Origin of the sequence: Halogeometricum rufum (assembly GCF_900112175.1) — an archaeon.
Lineage (GTDB): Archaea > Halobacteriota > Halobacteria > Halobacteriales > Haloferacaceae > Halogeometricum > Halogeometricum rufum.
Genome location: NZ_FOYT01000001.1, coordinates 1 through 12,816 on the forward strand (window position 1 = coordinate 1; position 12,816 = coordinate 12,816).

Annotated in this window: 11 protein-coding genes; 6 read left to right on the forward strand and 5 right to left on the reverse strand. The window is 67.9% G+C overall.

The window, feature by feature from the left end:
• Positions 1-458: 458 nt before the first annotated feature.
• Entirely contained in the window at positions 459-773 is a 315-nt protein-coding gene (locus BM310_RS00005) for a non-histone chromosomal MC1 family protein (protein WP_089803704.1), read from the reverse strand.
• 243 nt (positions 774-1,016) lie between these two features.
• Here BM310_RS00005 and BM310_RS00010 point away from each other — a divergent pair, with 243 nt between their 5' ends.
• The 4 genes from BM310_RS00010 to BM310_RS00025 all read left to right on the forward strand — a co-directional run bounded on the left by BM310_RS00010 (position 1,017) and on the right by BM310_RS00025 (position 3,977).
• Positions 1,017-1,214 (forward strand): hypothetical protein, encoded by a 198-nt coding sequence (locus tag BM310_RS00010; RefSeq protein ID WP_006055708.1) that lies wholly within the window; start codon positions 1,017-1,019, stop codon positions 1,212-1,214.
• Positions 1,215-1,223: 9 nt separating this feature from the next.
• Positions 1,224-2,333 (forward strand): quinone-dependent dihydroorotate dehydrogenase, encoded by a 1,110-nt coding sequence (locus BM310_RS00015; RefSeq protein ID WP_089803705.1) that lies wholly within the window; start codon positions 1,224-1,226, stop codon positions 2,331-2,333.
• Positions 2,334-2,389: 56 nt separating this feature from the next.
• Positions 2,390-3,670 carry a DUF6498-containing protein gene (locus tag BM310_RS00020; RefSeq protein ID WP_089803706.1) on the forward strand — a complete coding sequence of 427 codons (1,281 nt, stop codon included), beginning with the start codon at positions 2,390-2,392 and terminating at the stop codon, positions 3,668-3,670.
• A 100-nt stretch (positions 3,671-3,770) separates the two neighbouring features.
• Positions 3,771-3,977, forward strand: a complete 207-nt coding sequence (locus BM310_RS00025; protein ID WP_089803707.1) for a hypothetical protein — start codon at positions 3,771-3,773, stop codon at positions 3,975-3,977.
• A gap of 46 nt (positions 3,978-4,023) precedes the next feature.
• On the opposite strand, the gene BM310_RS00030 is transcribed toward BM310_RS00025, so the two are convergent.
• From BM310_RS00030 to pheS, 4 genes are all read right to left on the reverse strand, one after another.
• Positions 4,024-6,681: a valine--tRNA ligase gene (locus BM310_RS00030; protein WP_089803708.1), complete on the reverse strand. Its 2,658-nt coding sequence runs from the start codon at positions 6,679-6,681 to the stop codon at positions 4,024-4,026.
• A gap of 164 nt (positions 6,682-6,845) precedes the next feature.
• Entirely contained in the window at positions 6,846-8,051 is a 1,206-nt protein-coding gene (locus tag BM310_RS00035) for a trans-sulfuration enzyme family protein (RefSeq protein ID WP_089803709.1), read from the reverse strand.
• Positions 8,052-8,232: 181 nt separating this feature from the next.
• Positions 8,233-9,966 (reverse strand): phenylalanine--tRNA ligase subunit beta, encoded by a 1,734-nt coding sequence (gene pheT / locus BM310_RS00040; RefSeq protein WP_089803710.1) that lies wholly within the window; start codon positions 9,964-9,966, stop codon positions 8,233-8,235.
• Positions 9,966-11,471 (reverse strand): phenylalanine--tRNA ligase subunit alpha, encoded by a 1,506-nt coding sequence (gene pheS / locus BM310_RS00045; protein ID WP_089806890.1) that lies wholly within the window; start codon positions 11,469-11,471, stop codon positions 9,966-9,968. Before pheS ends, pheT begins: the two co-directional genes overlap by 1 nt.
• Before the next feature lie 584 nt (positions 11,472-12,055).
• On the opposite strand from pheS, the gene BM310_RS00050 reads away from it, so the two are divergent.
• A complete protein-coding gene (locus BM310_RS00050; protein WP_089803711.1) occupies positions 12,056-12,463 on the forward strand; it encodes a hypothetical protein in 408 nt (135 codons plus the stop codon).
• A gap of 86 nt (positions 12,464-12,549) precedes the next feature.
• Positions 12,550-12,807 (forward strand): amphi-Trp domain-containing protein, encoded by a 258-nt coding sequence (locus tag BM310_RS00055; RefSeq protein WP_089803712.1) that lies wholly within the window; start codon positions 12,550-12,552, stop codon positions 12,805-12,807.
• Positions 12,808-12,816 lie beyond the last annotated feature (9 nt).

The following is a 12,816-nucleotide window of genomic DNA, read 5'->3' on the forward strand; positions in this document are numbered from 1 at the left end:
GCGGCCGACGTGTCGGCGGTGGGGTCGAGGGCGTTCGGAGAGTGGCGCGCCGGGAGTGTCCCGGGGCGCCCCGCGTATTTCTACGAATGGCAGGGGAACATAAAAGGCCGTCGAACCGGCGGCGCTTCGTCATGCGGTTTCATACCTTCGTGGCCGCCCTGCCGCGAGGGCTCACGCGGGCGAGGGAAGTGACGCGTCGCTCAGCGGTCGAGTGCACGGAGATGTCGCGCGGTCGGAGGCCGGTCGCTCATCCCTCGCGTCTCACGTCGGGTCGGACCGGGTGGTAGCCGCGCGAGTGAGTCTCGTCAGGGGACGGCCAAAGCCGTGTCGGATGCGTGCGGACGAACCCCCTCGGCGGCCACCGACGCACGTCGCGTGGTCGGACGGTGCTGAACGGGCGGGACTGCGACGAGTCTCGCCTCTCGCGTGCGCGAAGAAAACGTCGGCGTCGTCCGGACCTACTCCTCGATGTGTTCTATCCCCTGTTTCGAGACGTTTCCTTTCGTGATGTCCCCCTCCATCCAGTCCGGTTTGTCGTCGGGGGCGTTGTCCACCCACGCCCACGCGTGGAAGATGTGTACCTTGTCGGTCCCCTTCTCGCGGAGCCGAATCTCTGTTGCGTGTTCCCGGGCCTCGTCCTCGGAACCGTGCGGGTCGAGTCGTCGGGCGGCCTTCAGGGCGGCTTGGCGGGGCATGCTTCCGGAGAAGACACTCGACTCCGTGCCGTCCTCCTCACGCAGTACGAAGTTCCGCTTACCGTCCTCGCGTACCATGGTTTGTGACCTCCATGGCAACCGAACACATGGTCCGGCTTAAATATATCGGCGAAAAATGGGGGGCGGCGGCGAGGTGCTTATAAAGAATCGCTCAGTCTGCGGTGCGTCCGTTCCGATTCGAAGAACGACCGACACCGAGCGCACCAGCGCCGTTTGTTTACAGGTTTGTTTACAGACTTGAGAACGGGTAGACAACACTTATGTATATCCTACGGCGAAGCATCGAACAGAGAGACCCCGATGGTCCGGAAAAAGAAGCTCAGCCCGAGTGGCGCGAAAGACGAGAACGGCGAGTACCACAACGTCCACGTGAACCTCCACGAGGACGAACTCGCCGTCGCCGGAATGGAGATTGGCGACGAGGTGTTCGTTCGAGTCCGCGACGGCAAGATCATCATCCAGAAGGCCGACCCCGACGAAGTCGAACACGACTTCTGACCGCGCCAGATGGAGCGACCCGTCTCGGACGACAGACGCACCGCACAGCGGCCATCACCTCTGCGCGGTCTCTATCGACTCTTCAAGCCCGTACTGTTCTCGTTACCGCCGGAGACGGCGCACGGACTCGTCCACCGCGGACTGCGTGCCGTCCAGCACACGCCCGTCGCCGACGCCCTCGCCGCGCGGTGTCGCGTGGCGGACGACAGACTCCGCACGGAGGCGTTCGGCGTCTCCTTCGACAACCCCATCGGCGTCGCCGCCGGGTTCGACAAGAACGCCGAGGTGCCCGACGTTCTCGGCGCACTCGGCTTCGGTCACGTCGAAGTCGGCGGCGTGACGGCGCGGGCGCAGGACGGGAACCCCCGCCCGCGGATGTTCCGCCTGCCCGAGGACCGGGCCATCGTCAACCGGATGGGGCTGAACAACGAGGGCGCGGACGCCGTCGGCGCGCGCCTCGCCGCGGGGCCGCGTCCCGAGATACCCGTCGGCGTCAACCTCGCCCTCTCGGAGTCGGCCACGCCGGCCGACGCGCCCGAGGACTACCGCTACACCTACGAGCGAGTGGCCGAACACGCCGACTACGTCGCGGTCAACGTCTCCTGTCCGAACAGCGAGGGGTTCCGCGACCTGCAGAACCGCGACTCGCTGGAGGCTATCCTCGGTGAACTCGTCGACGCCGGCGCCGACCCCCTGCTGGTGAAACTGTCGCCGGACCTCCCGGCTCCCGCCGTCGAGGACGCCCTCGACGTCGTCGCCGAGTACGGCCTTGACGGCGTCGTCGCCACCAACACCACCACCGACCGTCCGTCGGGACTGCGGAATCCGAACCGGGCGGAACGCGGCGGACTGTCGGGCGCACCCATCGAGGACCGCGCCACCGAGATGGTCCGCTTCGTCGCCGAGCGAACGGACGTGCCCGTCGTCGGCGTCGGCGGCGTCTCCTCGGCCGAGGGGGCCTACGCGAAGATTCGCGCCGGGGCGAGCCTCGTCCAACTGTACACCGGCCTCGTCTTCGAGGGACCGACGCTCGCGCACGACATCAACGAGGGACTGCTGGAACTCCTCGACCGCGACGGCTTCGACTCGGTGGACGAGGCCGTCGGCGCGGACCTGTAACCGGGCGTCCGACGGCGGACCGTAACCTGTTTGTCTCCCGACTCGTTCGCACGACTGTGCGTCGTCCCTCCACGCCGCGACTCGGACTCCTCGCGATTCTCGGGTCCAACGCCGTCGCACCGCTCGGTGTCCTGTTTCTCGGGTGGTCCACGACGGTTCTCCTCGCCGTCTTCGCCGTCGAAGTCGTCGCCGTCCTCTGCTGGTCGCTCGTGAAGATACCGTTCGCGCGGAAGCGCCCGAACGACGGCGTCGAGGACGACAGTCGGCTGTTCGGCCCGTTCCATGGCAAGCGCGGCAGCGTGACGCTCCCCGGACCGGTACCGCCGCTCTACCCGCGAAACCTCCTGCCGCTACTCGTCGCCGCGGCGTTTCTCGCACCGCTGGAACTCGGTCTCGTCCTCGGCCTGTTCGGACTCGCCGACCCGACGGTCACGGACGAGATGGTCGGGCGCATCGCCCTCGGCGGGGTGGGCGTGTTCGTCGGCCACGGCGTCGAGACGGCGAGCGACTACTTCCACGACGAGGGGTACAGACACCACTCGCCGCGGTCGGCGTTCTCGCCCGCGTTCAGACAGTTCTTCGCCGTCGGCGCGCTCCTGTTTCTCGCCGGGGCGGTGACGGCCGTCGGCACCGAGGCCCTCGTGACAGTCGTCGTCGTCGGGAAGTTCGCGCACGACCTCCGGACGTATCAGGTCGAACACGACCCGGAGAAGCGCGGACTGTTCGCCCGCCTGTTCGGGAGCGCGGAGACGGAGATAGCTCCCGTTCCGGTCGCCGTCCCCGCCGAGTCTCCGGCCTACCGGACGCGCCCCGGTCGTCTCGTGACCGGCTTCGACGCCGTCTACCGCGGCGTCAGGTACACCGTCACGAGTGCCGTCCTGTATCTCTACGTCCTCGTCGGGGCGGCGGTGTTCGTCGGCGCGCCGCAACTCGCCGTGTACCCGCTCGTCCTCGCGAGTGCGTTCGCGGCGCTGAGAGCGCTCTCCCGCTACGTCCGGGTCGGGACGGTCGAGTATCGCTGCTACGGCGACGTACTCGTCGTCTACGACACCGTCTTGGACGAACCGCAGGCCCGCCTCGAACGCGGGGCCGTGACCGGCGTCGCCGTCCGGACGGACGTCGTCGACCGACTGTTCGGGACGCGGACCGTCACCTTCGACGCGGCCACGGACGACGCCACGGCGGTTCGACTCACGGCACCCGACCCCGACGAGGTCGAAGACGACGCGAACGCGAACCGCCCGCTGACGCTCCCGCACGTCGAGGACGCGGCGGCCGTCGCCGAGGCGTTCGGCGTCGGGTGGCAGTTCGAACGCGACGTAGGCGGGACCGACTGACCGCGGCGGCCGGCGGCGACGGCCACCGCATCCGGGGCGTCTGCGGCCGCGACCGACCGCGGCCACCACCGTTATCGACGCGCCCGCAGACCACACGACCGTGCCAGACCTCGGCAACCCCGCCGGATTCGACCTCGCGACCGTTCTGACCGGGTCAGGACTCACACTCCTGCTGTCTGCCGGTATCGTCCGATACGGCGACCGATTCCAGTACACCGCCGCGGAACTGTACGGCATCGGCGGTGCCGCCCTCGTCGCCCTCGGCGTCCTGTTCGGACTCGTCCTCGTGGTGATGGGTCACCGGTAGCGACGGAGAAAAGGAGAGAAGGCGAGTCGTCGGAGTCGTCGCCGCTTCAGTCGCCGTGACGGACGATGACGACGGCGTCGCCCGCTTCGAGCATGTCGCCCTCGCCGGTGTACCTGCGCTCTTCCTCGATGGTGAACATCTCCGGGTCGAGTTCGACGCCCGCGGCGTGGAGTTCGCCGTCGACCACCTCGTACTCCTCGGCTTCGAGGGCGGCCTCGATGTCGGGCACCTGCGCGCCGAACTCCGGCCCGACCAGCGAGTAGTCGAGGTCGACGCCGGTGACGACCGACTCTATCTGCGGTTCCTCGTCCAGCGTCTCCAGTTCCTCGACGTGCATGACGCCGCTGACGTCCGCCTCGAAGCCGCGAACGTCGCCGTACACCTGCACCAGGTCGACCGGCGCGTTCATCGACAGTTGGTTGTCGCTCTTGTACTTGCGGAGGGCCCCGACGACGGCCATCGCCGTCTCGCCCGCCGCGAAGTCGGCGTCGAGTCCGAGCGGTTCGGGCCACGCCGTCCCGTGGACGCTCTCGTCGCCGTGCATCTCGCGCCACAGTTCCTCGGTGACGTGTGCGAGGACGGGCGCGAACAGTTTGAGGAAGCGACGGTGCGCCGTCCGGAGCGTGTAGGCCGCGGAGGCGTCGCCGCCGTCGCGGACGCGCTGTTTGGCGATTTCGAGGTAGTCGTCGCAGAACGTGTTCCAGAAGAAGCTCCGCAGGTCGTCGCGGGCCTTCGAGAACTCGCGGGTCTCCAGTTTCTCGGTGACGTGCTGAATCTCCCGGTCCAAAGAGGCCAGAAGCCACCGGTCGATGGCGCGCAACTCGTCGTGGTCGAACGTCTCGGGGGCGTCGTCGGTGAGGCTATCGACCAGTTTCGAGGCGTTCCACAGTTTCCGGAGGAGTTTCTCGCCCGCGCGGAGGCCCTTCTCGGAGTAGGGCAGGTCGTCGCCGACGGCCGACCCCGCGGCCCAGTAGCGCGCGGCGTCGACGGGGTACTTCGACATGACCTCGTCCGGCGAGACGACGTTGCCCTTCGACTTCGACATCTTCTCGCGGTTCTCGTCCAGGACCATCCCGTTTATCATCACGCTGTCGAACGGCACCTCGCCGGTGTGCTCGTAGCACTTGACGACGGTGTGGAACAGCCAGAAGGAGATGATGTCGTGGCCCTGCGGGCGCATATCGAACGAGTAGAGTTCCTCGCGGTCCAGCGTGGTCTCGCCGCTCTCGGCGTCCCAATCCCACCCGGCGTTGATGAGGGGCGTGAGCGACGAGGTGGCCCACGTGTCGAACACGTCGTCCTCGGGGACGAACTCGTCGTGGCCGCACTCGGGGCAGGCGTCGACGGGCGGGTCGTCGCTCAGGGGGTCCACCGGCAGGTCCTCGCGGTCGGCGACGACGACGTGTTCGCAGTCGCCGCAGTACCAGACGGGGAACGGGATGCCGGAGGAACGCTGCCGGGAGATGGACCAGTCCCACTGGAGCCCCTCGATCCAGTTCTTGTACCGCGTGAACATCTTCTCGGGGTACCAGTCCATCTCGCGGCCGGCTTCGAGGTACTCGTCGGTCTTGTCCAGCAGTTCGACGTACCACTGGTCTTTGACGAGGAACTCGACGCTCGTCCCGCAGCGTTCGTGGACGTTCACCGTGTGGGTGATGGCGCGGCGGTCCAGCAGTGCGCCCGCGTCGTCGAGGTCAGCGACGATTTCCTCGCGCGCCGCCTCCGAGGACAGACCTTCGTACTCGCCCGCGACGTCGGTCAGGGTGCCGGACTCGTCGATGGCGATGCGGAGGTCCAGGTCGTGCGCCTGGTACCACTCGATGTCGGTCTGGTCGCCGAACGTACAGCACATGACGATGCCGGACCCCGTCTCCAGGTCCACGCGTTCGTCCTCGATGATGGGCACCTCCTGTCCGAACAGCGGAATCCGCGCCTCCTCGCCGACGAGATGCTGGTTCGAGTCGTCGTCGGGGTGGACGAAGACGGCGACGCACGCGGGGAGCAGTTCCGGGCGCGTCGTGGAGATGACGAACTCCTCCTGGCTGTCGTCGGACTCCGTCCGACTGTCCGAGGAACTCCGTTCCTCGCTGTCCACGACTTCGAAGGCGATGTCGTGGAAGTGGCTGTCCTGTTCGTCGTCCTCGGTCTCGACCTGCGAGATGGCCGTCTCGCACTCGGGACACCAGATGGCCGGGGCGCGCTGGCGGTACTCGCGACCCTCGTCGTACAGTTCGACGAACGAGAGCTGCGAGATGCGCTGGACCTCCGGCGAGATGGTCTGGTACGTCTGCTCCCAGTCGATGGAGATGCCGAGGTTCTGCATCTTCTCGGTGAACTCGGCCTCGTAGCGTTCGCACACCTCGCGGCACATCTGTTGGAACTCGCGCCGGTCGTAGTCCTGATGGCGAACGTCGAGTTCCTCCTCGGTCAGTCGCTCCGAGGCGATGCCGTTGTCGTCGAAGCCGAACGGGAAGAACACCTCCTTTCCGCGCATCCGCTCGAACCGAGCGACGAAGTCCTGCAGCGTGAAGCCGTAGGCGTGGCCCCAGTGGAGACTCCCCGAAACCGTCGGCGGCGGCGAGTCGATGGAGAAGGCGGTGTCGGCGTCTACGGCGCTGTCGTCGTACGCGTACGTGTCCTCCTCGACCCACCTGTCTTGCCACTTCGCTTCGACCGTCTCGGGGTCGTATTCTCCGCTCGGCATTGATAGGAAAGTGTACCACCGGAAGGCGTGTTAAGTCACTCGATTGGTCGGGGGAGACGCCCCGAGCGTGCCGCCTGCGCCGACGGCCGGGACGGCGGACGCGGCGGTGACCGCGCGACCGGAGCGACGGACGGTGTGCCCGAGAAGACGGACGGCGTGGCCGGTCAGACGGCGTCGAGCGCGTTCGAGAGGTCCGCGAGCAGGTCCGCCTCGTGTTCGACGCCGACGGAGATGCGGAGGAGGCTGTCGGAGATGCCGAGCGAGTCGCGTTCGGTCTGCGAGAGCGGCGAGTGCGTCATCGACGCCGGGTGCTCGACGAGCGACTCGACCCCGCCCAGACTGACCGCCAGCGGGAAGTGGTCGAGAGCGGCGACGAACCGCGCGACCCCGTCGAGGTCCGTCCCCAACTCGACGGAGAGGACCCCGCCGTAGCCCGACATCTGCCGGGAGGCGAGTTCGTGTTGCGGGTGCGACGCCAGCCCGGGGTAGTGGACGGCTTCGACGGCCGAGTGGTCGGCGAGGAACTCGGCGACGGCCTGCGCGTTCGAGGCGTGCTTCTCCATCCGGAGCGGGAGCGTCTTCAGGCCGCGGAGGGTGAGGTAGGCGTCGAACGGCGCGAGCATGTTGCCCATCCCGACGCGTTGGAGGAACTGCACCTCCTCGAAGTACGCCTCGTCGTTCGTCGCGAGTGCGCCGCCGATGGAGTCCGAGTGCCCGTTGAGGTACTTCGTCGTCGAGTGGACGACCACGTCCGCGCCGAGTTCGAGCGGTCGCTGGAACTGCGGCCCGACGAACGTGTTGTCGACGCCGAGCGTCGCCCCGTACTCCTCGGCGACGGCGGCGACGGCCTCCACGTCGCAGAGTCGCAGCAGCGGGTTCGTCGGCGTCTCCATCCACACCAGCGACGTCTCCTCGCGCATCGCCGCCTCGACTTCCGCCGTATCACGCGCGTCCACGAACGTGGTCTCGACGCCGAGTCGATCCTCGAAGTAGCGCGTGAGCATCGACCTCGTACCGCCGTAGAGGTCCTCGAACGCGACGACGTGGTCGCCGGGTTCGACGGCCGCCGAGATGGCCGTCACGATGGCGGCCGTCCCGGAGGCGAACGCCAGCGCGTCGTCGGCGCCGCACAGCGCCGCGAGACGGTGTTCCAGCGCGTTCCGCGTCGGGTTCGAAAGCCGCGAGTAGAGATACTCGCCCGCGTCCGGGTCGAGCGTCTCCAGCGACGCATCGGGGTCTATCTCCGGCACCGCGTACGTCGAGGAGAGGTGGATGGGGACGGCCACGTCTTCGACGCCCGGGGCGGGTCGTTGCCCTCGTTCGCCGTAGGTCACGGCCAGCGTCTCGAATCGCTCGTCAGAATCGTTCATGAAAGATACCGCGCCGACGGCGTACTAAACATTTCGATGATTTCGAGAAAAATACTTGAAGATAATTTTGCCTCGCGTACGATTAGCTTGGGTTATTTTTCTCGGCCGCCGTCGGCACCGTAGTGGCACCGCGGCCGGCGAGCAGACGGCAAACGGTGCGAGACGACGAGACGCCGCCGGTCTACCGCAGTGCGTCGAGGTCGAACTCGAACGCCGCGACGGGCAGTTCCAGGTCGTGTTCGACCAGCACCGCAGGGTGAATCTCGCCGACGACGCCCACGTCCGCGCCGTCGACGACGACGCTGGCGACGCGGCCGTCGATGAACGACGGGTGGTCGGTGGCGGGCGTCTCCAGTTCGACGCCGAAGTCGCGGCAGAGCGTCTGGAGACGGGCCTTCGCGTCCTCGAAGGTGGCGTCGTGACGGGCGAGGACGCCGGCGACGTGCCGCCGTTCGGCGACGCGCGTGTTCACCGAGTCGTCGCGTTCGGCGACCAATCCGATTTCGGCGAGGTCCTGCGGGTACGCGCGGTGGGTGTTGTTCTCCAGGACCATCAGCAGGGAGGGGAGCGCCCACGTGCGGAGGATGGTGTAGTCCTCGCTGTACGGGCCGGTTATCTCCGCGGCGTCGCCGCCGCCGAGAACCGAACGTCCGGGTTCGACGCGCATCCGGTCGTACACCTCCGCCTCGCTGGTCATGTGGAAGTTCAGCATGTCCTCGAAGCCGAGTCCCACGAGGGAGTTGCGGGCCGCGTCCTCCAGTCGGGAGCGTTCGTGGCGGCCGCCGACCGTCCCCACGTTCGGATAGCGCGGTTCGAGTTCGTTGAAGCCGTACGCGCGTCCCACGTCGTCGATGAGGTCCAACGGGTGGAGCACGTCCACGCGGTACGGCGGAATCGACACCTCGTAGACCACGTCGTCGCTTTCGGCGTCCGCGTCGGCACCGTCGTCCGCGTTCGCGTCGAGGCCGGACCGTTCGAACAGGTCCACCACCTCGCGCGGTTCGAGGTCGACGCCGAGCATCGTCTCGATGCGGTCGTGCGAGACGTGCTTCGTGTCCACCTCGAAGTCCGGCCGGACGAGAGAGCCCGACTCGTACTCGACTTCGACCTCCTCGATGGTCGCGCCGCGCGCGTCGAGGGCGTAGCAGACGATGTTGCACATCCGGTCGATGGTCCACTGGTCGGTCCCCGTGAGTTCGACGAGCAGTTCGCGGGACTCGGTGGACACCTCGGTCCGGCGGCCGTTGATGACCGGCGGGAACGAGAACAGGCCGAGTTCGTCGTATATCGCCGGGTAGCGGTCGTACTCCGAGACGAGGTCGGCGTACGTCTGACCCGTCTGGTGGCGTTCGAGGACCTCGGCGGGCGTCATCTCCGCGTCGGCGTCGAGGGGGACGAACGTGTCGCCGTCGGGGTCGACGCCGGTGTAGGTGATGGAGTTGCCGCCCGACTCCTCGGTGAGCACCTCGCCCTTCAGCATCGTCAGGTCGTGGATGCCGATTGCGCCCTTCGCGCGCTTGCGGCCCATCGTCGCGTGCAGTTTCTCCTGCAGTTGGATGAGCGAGTCGAGGGCGTCCTCGTCCAGGTCGACCCCGCGGATTATCGCGCCGGTGACGTACGGCCGTTGGTCCGGCACGTCCTCGTCCACGACGAACGTGAAGTCGGGGTCGTTCGTCTTCGGGACGTAGACGCCGCGGGAGTCGCCGTACTGGTAGCGGAGCGACCGCGCGACGCCCTCCACGGAGAGCCTGTCGAGTCGGTCGGGGCCGAACTCCAGTTGGAACGCCCCCTCCTCGGTCTCGCCTTCGAACTCCAGTCCGAGGGCGAACAGGTCCTCCTTGAACTCCTCGTCGGACTTCTCGTCGTGCCCGGTCAGGTCGCGCAGTTCGTCGGGGTGAACGTCGACGACGGGCATTATCGGAGCACCTCCGTCTCGCGGAGCAGTTCGAGGTCGGACATCGTCCCGTGCACGTCGCGTATGTCGTCGAAGCCGTACATGAGCATCAGCAGGCGTTCCAGCGCGAGGCCCCACGCCATCACGTCGCAGTCGACGCCCAGCGGTTCGAGCACCTCGTCGCGGAACATACCCGAGTTCCCTATCTCTATCAGTTCGCCCGTCTCGGGGTGCCGTCCGAACAGTTCGAACGACGGCTCCGTGTAGGGGTTGTAGTGCGGCTTGAACTGGATGTCCGTGATGCCGAACTGCGCGTAGAACTCCTCGAAGGTGCCCATCAGGTCGCGCACCGAGAGGTCGTCGGCCATCACCCAGCCCTCTATCTGGTAGAACTCCAGCAGGTGGGTCGGGTCCAGCGTGTCGTTGCGGTACACCTTCTCGACGGAGAAGTACCGCTGCGGCGGTTCCAACTCGCCGACTTCGTGCCCCGAGAGGTAGCGCATCGACAGCGAGGTGGTGTGTCCCCGGAGGGCGATGGCGCGGGCGAAGTCCTCGGACCACGGCGAGTGGTAGCCGTCGCCGTCCGGGCCGACGCCGTTCCGGTGGGCGTCCTCGACCCGGTCGACCAGGTCCTCGGGCACCTCCTCGATGGGCGGCACGTCGAGGGCGAACCGGTCCCAGTGGGTCCGCGCCGGGTGGTCCTGCGGCATGAACAGGCAGTCGTTGATCCAGAAGTCCGCGTCGGCGTGCGGTCCCTCCATCTCCTGAAAGCCCATGCCGACGAGCACGTCCTTCACTCGGTCCGCGGTCTGTCGGAGGATGTGCGTCTTGCCGCCGCGCGCGTCGGGCGCGTCGGCCTCGACGTTGTACTCGGTGAACTCGACGTCCTGCCACTCGCCGGAGGTGAGCATCTCGGGGGTGAGGCGGTCCACCGTCTCCGCCGCCTCGACGCCCTCCATGAGGAGGGTGACGCCCGCATCGGTGAGGGTGACCGAGCGGACCGTCTCCTCGTGGCGTTCGACGAGGTTGCGCGAGACGAGTTGGTCGAGTGTGTCCTCGTCGTCGACCGTCTCGCCGTCCGCGAGGGCGGCCAGGGCGACGGACTCGGCGTCGCTCTCGGCGTCCGCGTCGCCGTCGGCGGCGAGTTCGCCGCCGTCGATGTCGCCGTAGCCCTTCCGGCCGAAGTTCGCGAGGGCGATATCCACCTCGGGGCCGCCCAGTCCGGCGGCGCCGATGACCTGCCCCATCGGAACCGGGTCGTCCGTCGCGCCCGCCTCGACGGCGGCGCGGTAGAGTCGCACCTCGGGGAGATCGGACTCGACGTACTCGCGGCCCTCCTCGGTGAGTTCGTGCGTCACCGCCTCCGCCTCCTCGACGGCGACGTAGCCCTCGTCGCGCAGTTCGAAGGCGGCCTGCGTCACCGTCTCGGGTTTCAGTCCCGTCTCGTCGGCGAGTTCGCCGACGGTCGTTGCGTCCGTCGCACTCGCGGCGTTCAACACCGCGACCTGTGATTCGGGTAGTTTCATTTCGTGTTCGCGTCGGTCGTTGTCGCGTCTACCGGCCGAAGGCCAGTTAGCAGTTCCGAAGCGCGCGAGCGAGACCGCTCGCACGGGGCCGGTTCGGGCGGTTTCGTCGCCGGCGGCCGTCGGGACGGCGTGTGCCGCGCCGACACCCGGCGACGAGTCCGCCGCCCTCACGAGCGCGATTGCATCGGTGCGACGGTGGTCGCCGCCGTCGCGGCAGCGACCCCGGCGCGAGACGACAATCGCGCTCGTCAGTCGACCCCGAAGAAGAAGCCGAACCCGTCGGTTGCGGTCGGTTCGGACGCGACGCCTCCGCCGTCGGTGGGTCCGGTCGGCATGGTCCCAACGAGCGAGTCGCGGGACAAAACGGTTCCGACTCCGTGCGACGGCGTAGCACGTCCGACGCGCGCCGTCGACGTTCGACGCCCCGCGTCGGTCTTCGACGCCGCGCGCCCCCGGCCCGCAGCTTCATGTCTGCCGCCGGACATCGATACACCGGGATGAGTGTGCCACGTCCGACTCGCTGGCCGCGACGCACCGGAGCGACAGAGTCGCCGTCTCGACCGACCGTCCGGAGGGGTCGATAGATGCTCGAACTCGAACCCCTCCTGCTGCAGGGGGGCGGTCCGAGTCGGTCGCTGGGCGGCGCGATATTCGTCTTCGTCGTCAACCTCCTCATCGGTGCCGTCGGTATCCACACCGGCGCGCGCCTCATCATCGACAGAGACGTGGGCTACGGGCGCGCGGTGTTCACCGCCTTCGTCGGTGCCCTCGTCTGGGCCGTCGTCGCGTTCTTCCTCGGGTGGATTCCGCTCCTCGGCCCGATACTCGCGCTCGCCGCGTGGATAGGGGTCATCAACTGGCAGTACCCCGGCGGCTGGCTGGCGGCGGCGACCATCGGCGGCGTCGCGTGGCTGGTGGCCGCCCTCGTCCTCTACGCCCTCGCGGCGCTGGGACTGTTCAGGTTCGCGGCGTTCGGCATCCCCGGCGTCTGACGCGGCACCGCCGCCGGGGCGGACGGCCCGTCGCGCCGACCGAGACGGCCGTGCGCTTTATTCGCGCACCGTCCTCAGCACCGGACATGGTCAGCAAGACGCTCAACGCGGAGAAACTCACGCGCGAAGAGGCCGCCAGCCGCCTGCGAGCGCTCGCGGACGCCATCGAGAGCGGCGGCGACGCGGACGTCAGCGTCGGCAACAAGCGGATACGGCTCAGCCCGCGGTCGTCGCTCGCCTACGAAATCGGCGTGCGCGAACGGTCGTCCATCCTCCGCGGGAGCAGAGAGAGCATCACCGTCACGATGGACTGGAAGGCCGCGTCCGGGCGACGGAGCGAGTAACCGTCCGGT

Bases quoted from the DNA above. Each gene is read 5' to 3' on its own strand.
- BM310_RS00035 (WP_089803709.1), bottom strand. From the start codon at position 8,051: ATGAACGATTCTGACGAGCGATTCGAGACGCTGGCCGTGACCTACGGC.
- BM310_RS00055 (WP_089803712.1), top strand. From the start codon at position 12,550: ATGGTCAGCAAGACGCTCAACGCGGAGAAACTCACGCGCGAAGAGGCC.
- BM310_RS00010 (WP_006055708.1), top strand. From the start codon at position 1,017: ATGGTCCGGAAAAAGAAGCTCAGCCCGAGTGGCGCGAAAGACGAGAAC.
- BM310_RS00015 (WP_089803705.1), top strand. From the start codon at position 1,224: ATGGAGCGACCCGTCTCGGACGACAGACGCACCGCACAGCGGCCATCA.
- BM310_RS00050 (WP_089803711.1), top strand. From the start codon at position 12,056: ATGCTCGAACTCGAACCCCTCCTGCTGCAGGGGGGCGGTCCGAGTCGG.
- pheS (WP_089806890.1), bottom strand. From the start codon at position 11,471: ATGAAACTACCCGAATCACAGGTCGCGGTGTTGAACGCCGCGAGTGCG.
- pheT (WP_089803710.1), bottom strand. From the start codon at position 9,966: ATGCCCGTCGTCGACGTTCACCCCGACGAACTGCGCGACCTGACCGGG.
- BM310_RS00030 (WP_089803708.1), bottom strand. From the start codon at position 6,681: ATGCCGAGCGGAGAATACGACCCCGAGACGGTCGAAGCGAAGTGGCAA.
- BM310_RS00005 (WP_089803704.1), bottom strand. From the start codon at position 773: ATGGTACGCGAGGACGGTAAGCGGAACTTCGTACTGCGTGAGGAGGAC.